14 protein-coding genes are annotated in these 16254 nt (G+C 48.0%); 11 read left to right on the top strand and 3 right to left on the bottom strand.

The window, feature by feature from the left end:
• The first annotated feature begins 79 nt into the window (after positions 1-79).
• The 11 genes from hyaA (at position 80) to hypA (ending at position 12427) form a co-directional block, all read left to right on the top strand.
• Complete coding sequence (hyaA, locus tag M0413_RS08320) at positions 80-1216, top strand: nickel-dependent hydrogenase small subunit (RefSeq protein ID WP_037427738.1); 1137 nt, start codon at positions 80-82, stop codon at positions 1214-1216.
• 3 nt (positions 1217-1219) lie between these two features.
• Positions 1220-2923 carry a nickel-dependent hydrogenase large subunit gene (gene hyaB / locus M0413_RS08315; RefSeq protein WP_037417953.1) on the top strand — a complete coding sequence of 568 codons (1704 nt, stop codon included), beginning with the start codon at positions 1220-1222 and terminating at the stop codon, positions 2921-2923.
• A gap of 21 nt (positions 2924-2944) precedes the next feature.
• Entirely contained in the window at positions 2945-3619 is a 675-nt protein-coding gene (cybH, locus tag M0413_RS08310; RefSeq protein WP_037417952.1) for a Ni/Fe-hydrogenase, b-type cytochrome subunit, read from the top strand.
• Positions 3620-3626: 7 nt separating this feature from the next.
• Positions 3627-4205: a HyaD/HybD family hydrogenase maturation endopeptidase gene (locus M0413_RS08305; RefSeq protein ID WP_037417949.1), complete on the top strand. Its 579-nt coding sequence runs from the start codon at positions 3627-3629 to the stop codon at positions 4203-4205.
• Positions 4186-6024, top strand: a complete 1839-nt coding sequence (locus tag M0413_RS08300; RefSeq protein ID WP_144345445.1) for a Kae1-like domain-containing protein — start codon at positions 4186-4188, stop codon at positions 6022-6024. The genes M0413_RS08305 and M0413_RS08300 overlap by 20 nt, the downstream gene beginning before the upstream one ends.
• A gap of 132 nt (positions 6025-6156) precedes the next feature.
• On the top strand, positions 6157-8571 hold the full coding sequence (hypF, locus tag M0413_RS08295) for a carbamoyltransferase HypF (RefSeq protein WP_037418033.1): 2415 nt from the start codon (positions 6157-6159) through the stop codon (positions 8569-8571).
• Between the two features lie 243 nt (positions 8572-8814).
• A complete protein-coding gene (gene hypB / locus M0413_RS08290; protein WP_169547686.1) occupies positions 8815-9612 on the top strand; it encodes a hydrogenase nickel incorporation protein HypB in 798 nt (265 codons plus the stop codon).
• A complete protein-coding gene (locus M0413_RS08285; protein ID WP_037417941.1) occupies positions 9612-9857 on the top strand; it encodes a HypC/HybG/HupF family hydrogenase formation chaperone in 246 nt (81 codons plus the stop codon). The genes hypB and M0413_RS08285 overlap by 1 nt, the downstream gene beginning before the upstream one ends.
• 62 nt (positions 9858-9919) lie before the next feature.
• Positions 9920-11059, top strand: coding sequence for a hydrogenase formation protein HypD (gene hypD / locus M0413_RS08280; RefSeq protein WP_037417937.1), 1140 nt, complete (start codon positions 9920-9922; stop codon positions 11057-11059).
• Positions 11052-12071 carry a hydrogenase expression/formation protein HypE gene (hypE, locus tag M0413_RS08275; protein WP_249553782.1) on the top strand — a complete coding sequence of 340 codons (1020 nt, stop codon included), beginning with the start codon at positions 11052-11054 and terminating at the stop codon, positions 12069-12071. The genes hypD and hypE overlap by 8 nt, the downstream gene beginning before the upstream one ends.
• Positions 12071-12427: a hydrogenase maturation nickel metallochaperone HypA gene (gene hypA / locus M0413_RS08270; protein ID WP_037417930.1), complete on the top strand. Its 357-nt coding sequence runs from the start codon at positions 12071-12073 to the stop codon at positions 12425-12427. The genes hypE and hypA overlap by 1 nt, the downstream gene beginning before the upstream one ends.
• A 92-nt stretch (positions 12428-12519) precedes the next feature.
• On the opposite strand, the gene lpxM is transcribed toward hypA, so the two are convergent.
• From lpxM to pheT, 3 genes are all read right to left on the bottom strand, one after another.
• Positions 12520-13458, bottom strand: coding sequence for a lauroyl-Kdo(2)-lipid IV(A) myristoyltransferase (gene lpxM, locus M0413_RS08265; protein ID WP_249553780.1), 939 nt, complete (start codon positions 13456-13458; stop codon positions 12520-12522).
• Positions 13459-13553: 95 nt separating this feature from the next.
• Entirely contained in the window at positions 13554-13850 is a 297-nt protein-coding gene (ihfA, locus tag M0413_RS08260) for an integration host factor subunit alpha (protein ID WP_011622581.1), read from the bottom strand.
• 3 nt (positions 13851-13853) lie between these two features.
• Positions 13854-16241 (bottom strand): phenylalanine--tRNA ligase subunit beta, encoded by a 2388-nt coding sequence (pheT, locus tag M0413_RS08255; protein ID WP_249553778.1) that lies wholly within the window; start codon positions 16239-16241, stop codon positions 13854-13856.
• Positions 16242-16254 lie beyond the last annotated feature (13 nt).

Here is a 16254-nt window from a genome sequence, read left to right as displayed (position 1 = left end):
TAGTGCCTAGCGCCTAAACTGCATGTGTCAATTATGTAAACCCTTAACAATTTACATTCCAACAACAAAAGGTTGACCCATGGACACACATGCAGCCCTCTATGAACAGGGAAAGGCGCGCTTAGATGCGTTGCGCCAATTAGCTCCCCGTCAACAGCAAACATTACTCGATAAATTACAACAACATGGCATCACACGCCGTGACTTCATGAAATGGAGTGCGATGGTAACGGGTATGCTCGCCCTACCACTCCCCTTTAGTAACTTAGTTGCAGAGGCCGCCGAATTAGCCGACCGTGTACCCTTAATTTGGTTACATATGGCTGAATGTACTGGTTGCTCCGAATCCTTAGTTCGTGCCGACACCCCCAATCTAGATTCGCTGATCTTCGATCATATCTCCTTGGAATATCACGAAACCTTGATGGCAGCTGCGGGTTGGCAAGCAGAGGAAAACCTCGAGCACGCCTTAGAAACCTACAAGGGTCGCTACCTGCTCGCGGTGGAAGGCGCGATACCGACCGCCAATAACGGCAGCTTCTTGACCGTGGGCTGTAAAGGCCATACAGGCTTAGAAATAATCAAACATGCCGCCGAAGGCGCCGCAGCGATTATCTCTGTGGGCACCTGTGCATCCTTCGGTGGTGTACAAGCCGCCTACCCGAACCCCACAGGGGCTAAGGGCGTGCACGAAGTTGTGAGCAAACCCGTGATTAACTTAGGCGGTTGCCCACCAAGTGAAAAGAACATTGTCGGTACTTTGATGTACTTCATCATGTTCGGCAAATTACCTGCACTGGATATGTTCAATCGTCCAAAATGGGCTTATGGCGCACGGGTACATGATAACTGTGAACGTCGTGGCCGTTTTGATGCCGGTGAATTCGTTGAAGAATTTGGCGATCACGGTGCAAAAGAAGGCTACTGCCTCTATAAAGTGGGCTGTAAAGGACCTTATACCTATAACAACTGCCCCACTGAACGCTTCAATCACCATACCAGTTGGCCTGTGTTAGCTGGTCATGGTTGTATGGGCTGCTCAGAACCTAATTTCTGGGATGATATGGCTGACTTTGAGAAACCCCTTGGTCGTCAACTGCTCCATGGATTGGATGCAACCGCAGACACCGTCGGTGCGGTGATTTTAGGCGCGACTGTCGTCGGCATTGGAGCCCACGCTGTTGCCAGTATTTTTGCCAAGCCGCTGGAGGAATAACCCATGAGCAAGCGCGTTGTTATCGACCCTATCACCCGTATCGAGGGTCACTTACGTATCGAAGTTGAAGTTGATGAGAATAATGTCATCAACAAAGCATGGTCATCCTCTACATTATGGCGTGGTATTGAAGTTATTCTCAAAGGCCGTACGCCTATGGACGTTGGCCTCATTGTGCAACGTATCTGTGGTGTATGTACTTATTCGCACTATCGCTGTGGTACCGAAGCGGTGGAAAATGCCTTAGGGATTCAAATTCCCTTGAATGCAAAGTATCTTCGCTCGCTAATGCAAACATCGCTCTATATGCATGACCATATAGTGCACTTCTATCATCTCCATGGCTTAGATTGGGTTGATGTGGTTTCAGCACTCAGTGCAGACCCCGCTAAGGCCGCCCAAGTCGCCCTCAAATATACCGATAAGCCTATCGCCGCTGGCGAAGGTGAATTAAGGGCTGTGCAAGAGCGCGTAAAAGGCTTTGTAGAAACCGGAAAACTTGGTCCATTCGCCAACGCTTATTGGGGTAATGGCACCTATAAGTTTACCCCTGAACAAAACCTGATTGCTCTATCTCACTACCTTAAAGCCCTTGAAGTACAAAGGGTTGCTGCCGAAATGCTTGCAATATTCGGCGGTAAACAGCCACATCCTCAATCATTAGTTGTCGGTGGCGTGACTTCTGTACGCGATATGTTGAGCCCTGCACGTCTGCAAGAATGGAAGCAAAAACACGCAATCGTAACAGACTTTATCCTGCGTGCTTATCAAGCTGATATCGTGATGGCAGCCGAAGCCTTTGGTACTGAGCCTAGCGTGCTAGGCGGCGTCAATGTTAAAAACTTCATGGCTACCCATGACTTTGTGCTCGCTAATGGCGAATATATGTTCGACCAAGGCGTGATTATGAATGGCGATTTAGCAGGTGTGAGTGATATTAACCCTGATCTTATCGCCGAAGATGTCAGCCACGCTTGGTACAATGCTGATGCGCCGCAACATCCGTATGATGGCACCACCATTCCAAACTATACCGGCTTTGTTGAGCGGGATACGGTTTATGGCAAACTGCCAACTTTAGATGGTGATGGTAAATACTCTTGGGTGAAATCACCTCGTTATCAAGGTGAACCTGTCGAAGTGGGCCCACTGTCTTGCTTATTAGTCAGTTATGCCCGTGGCAATAAAGTGGTGGTCGATGCCGTCAATGCTTTGCTTGCACGCACAGGTCTCCCAGTAGAAGCACTCTTTACTACCCTAGGCCGTACGGCTGCGCGGATGCTACAAACCGTGATCGTCGCGCAGGAAGGTCTGAAAACCTTCGATGCCTTGTTAACAAACATTCAGTCAGATGAAACCACCTATGTGAAACCCCATATCGATCCAAGTAAAGAGTATGTGGGTCACGCCATGATTGAGGCGCCCCGCGGCATGCTAAGCCACTGGATCCGAATCAAAAATGGTGTCATTGAGAACTATCAAGCCGTGGTGCCTACTACCTGGAACGCAGGTCCCGTGGATGCTAATGGCAAGATTGGTCCCTATGAAGCCTCACTGATTGGTTTGAAACTGGAAGATCCCACTAAACCCCTTGAGGTGATACGTATTATTCACTCATTTGACCCTTGCATGGCGTGTTCTGTACACGTGATGGATTTTAAAGGTCAGGCATTGAGCGAGTTCCGTGTCAGCCCCAATGGTCAATAACAACGAGGGAGGGAACGCAACATGAACCATTCTGAAACCCGCATTCGGACACTGGTTTTTAGTCCTGCGATACGGATTTTCCACTGGTTACGGGCACTGACGATTTTAGTGCTGGTGATCACCGGATTCTATATTGCTTGGCCGTTTCTTGTGGCGCCCGAAAGTACGGATGTATTAGTACAAGGTTGGATCCGTTTTGCCCATTTGATCTGCGGTTTTATCTTAACCGCAGTCACCTTGGCCCGCTTCTACTTGTATTTTTTCAGTCGTAGCGATATCGAGCGACGCTCGTTTCGTGATGTGATGAGCATTAAGAGCTGGATTACCCAACTAAAATCTTACATTTGGATGGGACATTTACATAAAGCTGGCGTTTACGGGCCACTGCAATTTGTGACCTATGTAGCAATCTCCTTTGTTGCGCTTGTGATATGTATTACTGGTCTCGTACTGTATGCCAATGTCTACCATGAAGGTTTAGGTGGCATGCTTTGGAGCAGTGCAGCTTGGATCACCGCACAAATGGGTGGGCTGGCACAGGTGAGAATTTGGCACCACTACCTCACTTGGGCATTCGTTATCTTTGTGGTTATCCACGTCTATATGGCGGTTTGGTCAGGGATACGCTTCAAACATAACTCAGTTGACTCAATTGTCTCTGGTTACGACTACCCGAAACCAGACTCACACCACTAGGAGTCCAATGAAGATATTGCTACTGGGTATTGGCAATGTCCTGTACGCCGATGAAGGCATCGGCGTACATTTTGTCAATTACATCACTGAGAATTATCAGTTTACGCACGAGTCCCATCAGCTCGAGATGCTCGATGGCGGCACCTTGGCCCAGGGACTCATTCCGATTATTTGCCAATACGATTATTTGATCGTGGTCGATACTGTCAACGCCAATGGCGTCGAAGCGGGTGAGGTCTATTTCTTCGACTTTGATAAAGCCCCGCAGGAAATTGACTGGCAAGGCAGCGCCCATGAAGTCGAAATGCTACAAACCCTAAACATGATGGAAATGGTTGGCGACAGGCCAAAAACCTTTGTATTAGGTGTTACTCCAACCGTGCTTGAACCTATGACTCTCGGCCTCACCCCCAAAGTTGCATCCGCAGTTCCTTTGATGGAGCGCACCCTGTTATCCCACTTAGCCTCCCTTGGATTCACTGCGACACGCATTGCCGATCATAGTATCGACTCGCTGATCCCCGACTCCTATAAACGTGGTGTCACTCTTGGTGAAAATATAGAAGATGAAAAACATCAGATTTGATTTTACCTGCTCACGTCAGGTGCCCTTATATGCGCATTTATGTAATCAATACCTAAATTATGATGCGCTGAATATTAGCATTGGTTGCGACAACCACAATGATTTTGGTCCACAAACCTATTTTATTGAAGCCCAAGGTGAACAAGCGCCGCTAGAGCAATTGGCCGATGCGATTGCCGCTGACTTTTTAATGTCTGTTTGGTTGGTTGACTCAGGCATTAAAGTTATCGATGAGCCACAAGGCCAGCGTACCTTATTGGAGACTCATGATCCCCAAATGGATAAATCGGTTGCCGCTTTTTGCCAGCAATGTTATCCCCTGTTTGGCGATAATCAAGCGGCGCAATTTGGTGCTATTGATTTAACCTGTTCCTGTTGCCACGGTGAAACCCGCTTAACCCCTGCCCAAAAAGCCCTCACGCTAACCGATCTTAAAGCCATGGCTGAGCAGTTAATAACCCAAGGCTCATTAGCGTTAAGCTGTGAAGGTATAGCGTTAAGCTTAGAACCGTTTGCTCGCGATGCCAGCAGACCACAACTGCTGATCTGTAATCCAAACACCTTAAATGCGCATTTTTGCTTAAAGGATCATCAAGTCGTTGCGCTATCCAGCATTGAAAAACCACTTATTTGCGCAAGACCCATTCAAGATCACCAAAAACTATTTGCGCCGCTATACGATATTTGTTTTGGCTATAGTCGCGTGGTAGCGGTCCTTAGCGAAATTTTGCGGCAAAAAGGAATTGATTGGGTTTATCTTCAAGGTCAGCACCATAGGCCCAAATTAGCTTGGGTTGATGGCGCATGGGCCCAGTTGTCCCACCAAGATGGAGATAATGCTAATAACATCAGCAAACATTTCAATGCGCCGGAGCCGTTAAGGGAAGACATTCGCTTTCTCGGTTTTAAAGCACAATGGCAAGCGCATAAAAAAACACGCTCGCACCAAGGCACGCTTAGCGTACAAGTCTTATCCTCTGTAGAGAGTGAAACGAATTACGAAGGTGATCAAGAAGATCATACAATTACCGATGCAGCGCTCTTTGCTGCACTGCTAAATGGTAAATTTACCAGCCATAAGCAAGCCAAAAATGCGGCGGTGATTTACTTAAGCCATGATCATCAGAGCCAAATTGTCACCTGCGATAATAAAGGCGACACTTCACTGTTTTTTGCCCTGCCTGAGCTGCCCGATAATGGATATGAGATTTTCCACAGGCTCGACAGCAGCCCACAAAAAGCGGTGGCGCAAAAATTTAAAAGTCTGTTTCCTGAAGATTATTTAAAACTGCTCAGTCTAAAACTCCACGGCAGACGCGATAATCTTCAGAGCCTATGGGCAATTGCCGCGATATTGATTGGTTTGAATCCGCAGGAAGAAACCCAGTCACAAGACTATTTGAGCGATGCTCTCATGGCAGCGGCCATGCGTTATCAGGGAGCGAATGCACCGCGCATCGATTACCCTCTCACCAAAGGCGAAGCCCATCGGAGCCTTAATTGGTGCAAAACCCTTGGCACACTACTGAGCTTTAGAGTGGCTGGCCACAGCGACCCAAGCCAACTGGCTTTTGCGATGCAGGACTCCCTCGCCGATTACCTTGCTAATTGGCTTGAGCATATAGACTTAAATATTGGAGTACAGACAATTGCTTTAGCGGGTAATGAGTTAGCTAATGAAACCCTCTGTAAACGCATGAGTTTACGCTTAGGTAAAAACTTCCCGTTACTGGTCAATCGTAGTCTCGACTTAGAGGGAGATAACCTTGCTGTAGGCGCGCTGTATGTTAAGCAACGGCAATTAAACACCCTTGGATAAATACTTAACATTCGTGTTTGCCCCAGAGATATCGCAACATTAGAGGATAGATTGTTATCTTCTAATGTTGCGAACAAACCTAAAAGAAGACTGAAATTGAAACAAGCAGCCTCATCCGCTAACCAACAGGATATGATTGAACGTCGCCAACTGCATATCACTGGCATAGTACAAGGCGTGGGTTTTCGGCCTTTTGTCTACCGCTGGGCAACCGATTTGCAACTCACTGGCACAGTACTCAATAATGCCAAGGGCGTGATGATAGAACTGCAAGGACCGAGCGCAAAACTGGATATTTTTATCCAAGAGTTAGCAACTAACCCGCCACCACTGGCACGTATCGACCATATAACCCATGGACAGCTAGCGGTAAAATTATCGGAGACACGCTTCGAGATTGTTCAAAGCGATAGCCAAAGTGATGAAACAAAAGACCCTAGCTTAGCAGCACTGGTTGCCGTGTCGGCCGACAAAAGTACCTGCCAAGATTGCTTAGGCGATATGCGCAATCCACAGGATCGCCACTTTGGCTATGCCTTTACTAATTGCACCAATTGCGGCCCAAGATACACGATTATCAATGCCTTACCCTATGATCGCCATCATACCGCCATGGCGGATTTCGCCATGTGCCCCGATTGCGCCAAGGCCTATCAAGATCCATTAAATCGCAGATACCACGCTCAGCCCGTCAGTTGCCCAAAATGTGGCCCACACCTGAGTTTAAAAACACCTAAGGGTGAGCTAATCGCATTGACGCCCTTGCTCCACTCGCAAAACAACAGCATGGCGGTATTGGCCGCTGCGGCCAATAAGCTTGCACAAGGACACATCCTCGCCATTAAAGGGCTCGGCGGATTCCACTTGATGTGTGACGCGAGAAACAGCTTCGCAGTGAGTCAACTACGGCAGCGAAAACAGCGTAAGGCGAAGCCGCTGGCGGTAATGATGCCGAGTATTGAAATGGCAAAACAGTACGTTACGGGCACGGAGGCGGAGTGGCAAACCTTAAGCTCGCCGGAACGGCCCATCGTATTGATGCAAGCGTTGGATGAGCATGACCTTAGCCCCGAAATCGCACCTAATATCCCCAAGCTGGGTGTATTTTTACCTTATACGCCACTGCATCACTTACTGCTTAGCCAATTTAATGGCCCGCTAGTGGCCACCAGCGCCAATGTGTCGGGCGAGCCCATTATCACCGATTGCGATGCGCTTATCAGCCAACTTGGGCATGTGGTGGATGCCATCGTCGATCATAACCGACCAATACTCAACGGCTGTGATGACAGTGTTGTGCAACTTATTCAACAGCCAAATGGCAATACGCCGCAGGTGCAAGTGCTGCGTCTAGCGCGGGGTTATGCGCCATTAAGTTTTCCATTAACAGCGCCACTAATACGCTCAATCCTCGCCGTGGGAGCACAGCAAAAAAATGCTATCGCTTTCGGATTTGGTGCAAATGTATTTTTAAGTCCGCATATTGGCGATCTTTTTAGTGTCAGTGCCGAGCAGTATTTCGAGCGCACCTTAGGCACCTTTGCGCGCCTGTATCATTTCAGTCCCGAGCTGATTGTCCATGATAAGCACCCAGACTACGCACCATCGCGCTGGGCAGAAGCGCAGCAACAGAAAAGCCTTGATACACAGAGTGGAGCCTCTGGTTCAATCCAAACCTTAAGCGTGCAACATCACCATGCCCACGTGCTTAGCGTCATGGCCATCAATCAATATCAAGATCCGGTATTAGGCTTTAGTTTTGACGGTACCGGTCTTGGCGATGATGGCAGTCTCTGGGGCGGTGAGGTGTTATTAACCAGGTTAGACAAAGCAGAGCGCTTAGCCCATTTTGAAGCCATCTCCCTACTGGGCGGTGAGCAAGCAATAAAACAGCCTGTGCGATTATTACTGGCACTGCTGTTTGAACAAATGAGTTTAGCGGCGGTACAAACCTTAGATTTACCAATCCTAAAAAGCCTGACACCGTTAACGTTAAGCAATTTGCACCGGATCTGGCAAAGTGGCAATACGATTAAAAGCTCATCGGTTGGCCGATTATTTGATGCCCTCGCCTGCGCCTTAGGATTGATTGACACCACACAATTTGAAGGCCAAGCGGGCATGCTGATAGAAGCCGCAGCAAGACGTGCCGATAAACAACATTTACCGCCACTTATCCTCAATTTACCGCTGAGTTCATCAGAGGATGACCCGCAACAAGTGCAAGTTTGGTGTAGTAGCCAACTGTTTAAACAGCTTATCGTGCACATCACTGAGGCGCCACTTTCCTCCCAGAGGCAAAGCATTATCGCCCGCGCGTTTTTGCATAGTCTTGGAGATGCTATTTGTAGTTATGCTGCGCGCTATCCATCACTGCCCATTGCGCTATGTGGCGGAGTATTTCAAAACCAATATCTGCTCGAATATTGCCTCAGTAAACTTCATCTGCAAGGCAATACCGTGCTCCCCAACAAACATATCCCCGTTAACGATGGCGGTATCGCCCTTGGCCAGCTTTGGTATGGAATTCATCAAGAGGCAATATAAAAACCACCAATAAACCGCTGCTATGACATATCTGCGTAGAGCTTGATATGCGCCGTGACCAAATGGCCAAAATCTGATTGATCAGGGTCAAAACGACCTAATAACCTGACGAACATCAAAGATTCCTTTAAGGATTTGTATCACACTTAACATTAGCGTAATCAAATTAACCCTATTCGATAGCATCACCATATTGTTCGGACAACAGCTCAAATCTGTGACGAGAACAAGGAGAATGACAAGATGTGTAAAGACTGCGGCTGCTCTCTACCCCGCCACTCTGCGATTCAACAAGGGCATGATCACCATACAGGTCATTCCCACGAACACAGACATAAACATCAGGAATTGCATACCAATCCTCAGCTTAACGATAAAAAAACCTTGTCGGTGATCCATAAAATTCTCGATAAAAATGATGTAGAAGCTGCCCACAACCGTGCCCATTTCGAGGCTCACCATATTACCGCCTTCAATCTAATGAGTAGCCCAGGTAGCGGCAAAACGACCTTGCTTGAGCACTTAAAAGAGTACACAAAACTTAATTACGCCGTTATTGAAGGCGATTTAGAGACCTCCCGTGATGCTGACCGTTTAATCGCAAAGGGCATTACAGCCCATCAAATTCAAACTGGCAGTGCATGCCACCTAGACGCCTTTATGGTGCATGGTGCTTTGCATCACTTGCCGCTGGAAGGGTTAGATATTTGCTTTGTGGAAAACGTGGGCAACCTCGTCTGCCCCGCCAGTTATGATGTGGGCACCCATAAAAATATCGTGCTGCTCTCCGTTCCCGAAGGCGATGATAAGATTGAAAAATATCCAGTAATGTTCCGCCGTGCTGACCTGGTTCTGATCACAAAATGTGACCTATTACCCTACTTCGATTTCAGTGTCGACGAGGCCAAAGCCCAGCTTAAAAAACTCAATCCGGACACTCAAATACTCGAAGTCTCAATTAAAAATGGCGATTCCATGCATGCCGTCGCCGCTTGGCTAAATGAAAATCTGCGCCGAAACACTGTGGGAGAGCCACAATAATGTGCCTATCAATCCCCTCACAAGTGGTAGCAGTTGATAACGAGCGCCAATCTGTAACCGTCGATACCTTAGGCGTAAGACGCGATGTCAGCAGCCATCTTATGACTGAACCCTTGGCTATTGGTGATTATGTGCTCATTCATATCGGTTTTGTGATGAATAAAATTGATCGCAATGATGCTCTGCAAAGCCTTGAATTATATCAAGAGATAGTCGCAAAACTTGAAAATGAAACCACGCATTAAGCAACAGCCGCAGTTGTAAACTATCGCAAACCACAGACGATACACTGCGACAAGGATTGAACATGCTTGAATTAAAACAACTTTATCAAGGCTTTCGCGATCCCCAAACCATTGCCTCGCTTGCAAAGGATATTGCCCAGGTCGCTCACTCACTCGATCAACAAATCAACATTATGGAAGTGTGTGGCGGCCATACCCACACCATAATGAAATACGGCTTACTAGATTTGCTGCCGGATAACATTGAGTTTATCCACGGCCCCGGTTGCCCTGTATGCATTATGCCTAAAGAGCGGATCGATCAAGCCGCAGTGCTTGCCCAGCAGGAAGATGTGATATTAGTGACGCTAGGCGATATGATCCGCGTCCCCGGCTCCCAAGGTTCACTTGCCAGTTTCAGAGCCAAAGGCTGTGATATTCGGCCTATCTATGATCCTTTAGACACGCTCAAAATTGCCCGTGATAATCCAAATAAAACCGTGGTGTTTTTCGCCATTGGATTTGAAACTTCCACCCCAATGACGGCAATATTGTTGCAACTGGCCGAGCAGGAAAAGCTGGCGAATTTGTTTTTTCATATCAACCATGTATTAGTCCCACCCGCAATTGATGCCGTGATGCACGATCCTAATGCGAGGGTCAATGCCTTTATTGGCCCAGCACACGTCAGTGTGATCAGTGGCGCCAAAATCTATCGCCCAGCCGTAGAGCAATACGGCACACCGGTAGTGGTCTCAGGTTTTGAGCCCGTGGATGTAATGGAGTCTATCCTGCGCATCGTGCGTCAAAAGGCCGCAGGCAAGGCAGAACTCGATATCCAATACAGCCGCGCTGTATCTGAGCAAGGTAATCTTGCCGCACAGGCAAAAGTTGAACAGTTTTTCCAGATCAGACCGCAATTTCGTTGGCGCGGGCTTGGACCAATCCCCAACTCGGCGCTGCAATTAAGGGATGAATACGCCCACAGGGACGCAGAGCTGCGCTTTAAAGACAGATTGCCCGTCAAAGAGATTGATGATCATAAGGCTTGCCAGTGCGGCGATATTCTACGTGGACTCGCCAAACCGAAGGACTGCAAAGTCTTTGGCCGCGGCTGCAATCCCGAAACCCCTCTCGGTAGCTGCATGGTCAGCTCCGAAGGCGCTTGTAATGCTTATTACCGCTATCAAGGCATCGATAGCAAGGAGCAACATCATGGCTGATGTATCAACCAAAGAGAAAGCGATTCAACTCAGCCACGGTGGTGGCGGTAAAGAGATGAATAAACTCATCCGCGATCTGTTTTTTGCCGAATTCGATAACCCGATTTTGCGTAGCGAAGAAGACGCTGCAAAACTTGAATTACAGGGTGCGACGGCCTTTACGACGGACTCTTTCACTGTATCTCCGTTGTTTTTTGCCGGTGGTGATATCGGTAAGCTGGCGATTGCTGGCACTGTTAACGATCTCGCCATGATGGGTGCTGAGCCTCAATATTTAAGCTGTAGCGTGATCATCGAAGAAGGTTTTTCGCTCAAAGACTTAACCACAATTGTACGCAGTATGGCCAAAGAGCTGAAACAAAGTGGGGCTAGAATTGTTTGTGGCGACACCAAAGTAGTACCTAAGGGCTGCGCCGATGGCTTATTTATCAATACTTCAGGCGTTGGGCGTATTTTACGTCCGAATATCTCGGCGGCCAATGTCGCGCCCGGCGATGCGATTATTGTCTCCCGTGATGTGGGCTGCCATGGCGCGGCTATTTTGATGGCGCGTGAGGGTCTTACCCTCGAGTCCATGCTACAAAGCGATTGTGCCACGCTCTGGCCAGTCGTGGAGCAATTGATCGCTGCGAATATTCCACTGCATGCTATGCGCGATGCAACCCGTGGCGGGCTATCTGCCGTATTAAATGAATGGGCCGTTGCCGCCAATGTCGGCATCACAGTCAATGAGGCGAGCATCCCGGTTTGTGATGAGGTCAAAGGCTTATGTGAACTCTATGGCTTTGAGCCAATGGATTTAGCCAATGAAGGCACCTTTATCTTGGCTGTTCCCAACGATATCGCCCTTGGTGCGTTGGAAATTATGCAACGATTTGGTCACTGCGAAAGCGCGGCCATCATCGGTACCGTCAGCGACGAACTACCCGGAAAAGTGATCTTAAGAACGCCATGGAATACCAAACGTTACTTAGACTTGCCTCAAGGTGAACTGCTACCAAGGATTTGTTAATGCACGAGTATTCTATAGTAAGCGCCTTAATTGAACAGTGCGAACAACATGCACGGGCAAATCAAGCAACTAAAATTACTCGGGTAGCAATCAAACTCGGCGTAATGAGCGGTGTCGAACCCTCCCTACTTCAAACGGCGTTTGAGACCTTTAAACTCGATGGGATCTGCCGCGAAGCCGAGCTTTGCATGACACTACAGCCACTGGTGATCAAATGTGCAGATTGCCAACAAGAGTCGGTGCTCGATGAGCGTTCAATCGTGTGCCCCGCCTGTAACAGTTATCATACGCGGGTATTAGAGGGTGAAGATATGCTACTGATGCAGCTCGAAATGGAGCAGGCAGAGGATATTTAATCGATTATAAGCACGGCTTCAGTGATAAAAATGGCTTTAAGTCTACACACTAAAAGCCATTTTTATTCGGGTTTACAATAAACGATAAACGCTTACTGATAAATTGAGGCTTGCCCTTCAGGGCGAGTCTTTAGCAATCTTAGGAACCACATATACTGCTCTGGATAAGCGAGTATCACTTGCTCAACCGCTTTATTCAGTGCTAACGCCTCGTTTTCCTTACCGACCATGTCTTCGGCGGCAATGGCGGGCATCACAGTTAAATCAAACTGGCGTGAAGCTTGGTTATAACCAATTTTCACCGGCAGCACTTGGGCATTTCCCGCCTGAGCTAATCGGCCAACCACGGGTAATGTCGCTTTGACTGTGCCTAAAAACGGGGTAAACACACTCTGATCTGGGCCTAAATCCTCATCGGGCAGGTAGAAAAAGCTATTGTTCTGCTTAAGCTCTGCTAATAAGGCGCGAATTCCGGCCTCTCGCATATAAACGTGGCCACCACAACTGCTTCGCACCCGATTACTAAACCAATTGAATAAGCCATTTTTATGGGCCTTGGCCATAGTCACCATGGGTAGCTCGAGATTTAACCTCAGCCCGGCATAATCTATTGGCCAAACATGCGGCATGATAAATATCACCGGCTGCCCTACTGCTTGTGCCGCTTGTACATGCTCAAAGCCCATCAGATTCACACGGCGGCGTAAATGCGCCCTAGATCGTACCAACAGCTCACCTTGCGATAACAGCACTAATACGAAGTTCTGCACATTGTCATCAATTAAGGCTTCTATTTCTGCGGCGGATTTTTCAGGGAAACACGCCTTTAAGTTCGCCCTGGCAATACCTATCGGCTTTTTCGCAATAGGCGCCACCAGTTTGGCCAAGATTCTAGCAATAGGATCACGCAGCCACGCGGGCATGATCCCAAAAATCACTAATAGACCGATCGCCAACCAAGTAACCCAATATTTAGGGTGCAATAACGCCAATTGAAAACGTCGGTCAAAATGTTTGGGCTGTCTTGACAAAGAAATCACCTCAGACAGTGGAAGAGTCATTCACCATAAAAAGAAAATAGTAAAGCCACTCACGAAGGAGTGGCTTTACTGTCGAACATCTAAAATTACTTGCCCGCGTTAGAAGCTTCTACGCGAGTTTTCAGTTTCTGGCCGGGACGGAAGGTCACGACACGGCGAGCGGAAATCGGGATATCCTCGCCTGTTTTTGGGTTCCTTCCCGGTCTTTGATTCTTATCCCTAAGGTCAAAGTTGCCAAAGCCAGATAACTTGACCTGCTCACCACTTTCAAGTGCGCCTCGAATTTCTTCAAAGAACGACTCAACCATCTCTTTGGCTACACGCTTGTTTATACCGAGTGTTTCAAAAAGATGTTCTGCCATTTCGGCTTTGGTAAGTGCCATACTTTAATCCCTCAACGATGCGTTGAACTCGGTCTTCAGGGCAGAAACAACTGAATCTACAGTTTCAGCGATCTCTTTTTCCTCAAGTGTACGAGTAGTGTCTTGTAATGTAAGTGCTATCGCCAAGCTCTTCTTGCCGGGCTCAACACCTTTACCTAAGTATACATCGAACAAGTTTATGCCAACCAACTGATTTTCGCCAACTTTTCTTATCAATTTCATTACATCGCCTGCAGATACACTTTCATCTACGACTACTGCGATGTCACGACGATTAGCCGGGAACTTAGATACAGCTTGGGCTAGCGGTAAACTGGTATGCAATAAAGCATCCAATTCCAACTCAAAAACGATGGTTTTACCATTGAGTCCAAAAGGCTTCTCCAAACTAGGATGGATAGCACCTATATGACCGATCACTCGATCATTTCTCAATATTTCAGCACATTGCCCTGGATGAAGAGCAGAATGCGTCGCTACTCTAAAGCTAAATTCTGATGCGGAAACTGTCAAGCCGATAATTGCTTCTAAATCACCTTTAAGGTCGAAAAAATCAACGGTTTTCGATTCCATTGACCAATGTTCGTCATTTTGAAGCCCTGTAATGACGCAACCGAGCATAGCTTGCTGTCTTACACCGGATTCTGCATGAATATCAGGAACAAAGCGCAGGCCAGTTTCAAAAAGTCTCACGCGACCCTGTTGACGACTTTGGTTGTAGCCAACCGCAGTCAATAATCCAGTGAACATCGACAACCGCATGGCCGACATTTCGCTAGAAATCGGGTTCGGTAACACCATGGCTTGCTCACCTGGGTGAACCAGATTTTGCAGCTTAGGATCGACGAAACTGTAAGTCACAGCTTCTTGGAAACCACGGGCCACTAACAGCGAACGTACGCGCTTGAGGCTTAAGTCGGTTTCTTTATGGTCTGACATCCGCAGTGACGCCACGGGCGCAACGTTTGGAATGTTGTTGTAACCGTAGATACGGGCCACTTCTTCGATTAAGTCTTCCTCAATCGCCATATCGAAGCGGTAAGTGGCGGTCGTAACCTGCCAGCACCCCTCACCTGCGACTACGCTAAAACCTAAACGCTCGAGGATTTCAACCACGTCGCTATCGGGAACATGGTGACCGAGAATTTTATCTAACTTGCTGCGACGCAATAAGATTTGCACAGGTTTTGGTAAGTCAGCGTCAGATTTGGCTTCAACCACAGGGCCCGCTTCACCGCCACAAATATCCAGTACTAAGCGAGTCGCACGGTCCATGACTTTGTGTTGCATCTCTGGGTCAACACCACGCTCGAAGCGGTGTGATGAATCGGTATGCAAACCTAAACGGCGTGATTTACCCATAATCGCTAACGGCGCGAAGAACGCACATTCAAGCAGTATGTCTTGGGTAGTGTCGCTCACACCCGAATATTCACCGCCAAACACACCAGCAAGGGCTAATGGACGCGCATCGTCGGCAATCACTAGAGTGTCGTTTGGAATAGTCACTTCGCTGCCATCGAGCAGGGTGATTTTCTCTTCACCATTACCTAAACGCACTTGGATATCGCCAGTCAGTTTGGCAAGGTCGAAGGCGTGCATCGGTTGACCGAATTCAACCAACACAAAGTTAGTGATATCCACGATAGGATCGATTGAGCGGATACCACTGCGACGCAGTTTTTCCTGCATCCATAATGGCGTAGCCGCTTTCACGTTCACATTCTTCACCACACGACCTAAGTAGCGTGGGCAAGCTGCGGTTTCTTTGACATTAATAGCCACTTTGGTATCAGTGCTTGGCGTCACGGCTTGCCATTGTGGCTCAGTTACCGCTTGACGGTTTAACACGCCGACTTCACGGGCCAAACCTACCATACCTAAACAATCGGCACGGTTAGCGGTTAAATCCACTTCAATCACAGCATCATCAAGCTGGAGATACTCACGTAAATCCGTGCCTAATGGCGCATCTAATGGCAGTTCGATAATGCCATCGCTGTCGATGTCAATACCCAGCTCGCTGTATGAACACAGCATGCCTTCTGAAGGCATACCACGCAGCTTAGCCTTCTTAATTTTAAAATCGCCTGGCAGTACGGCACCGACCATTGCTACGGCCACTTTTAAGCCTTGACGGCAGTTAGGTGCGCCACAGACGATATCGATAAGCTCGCCACTGCCGACACTGACTTTAGTCACGCGCAGTTTGTCTGCATCGGGGTGCTGGCCACATTCGACCACTTCACCAACCACAACGCCGTTGAACTCGGCAGCCACGGCATCAACGCCATCGACTTCGAGTCCAGCCATAGTGATCTGGTGGGATAATGCTTCACGGCTAACGGCAGGATTGACCCACTCACGAAGCCAAGATTCGCTAAATTTCATGCTATACAGCTCC

Origin of the sequence: Shewanella sp. 8A (genome assembly GCF_023475945.1) — a bacterium.
GTDB classification, from domain to species: domain Bacteria; phylum Pseudomonadota; class Gammaproteobacteria; order Enterobacterales; family Shewanellaceae; genus Shewanella; species Shewanella xiamenensis.
Note: the sequence above shows the minus strand (reverse complement) of the source record. Positions and strands in the feature narration are given on the sequence as shown.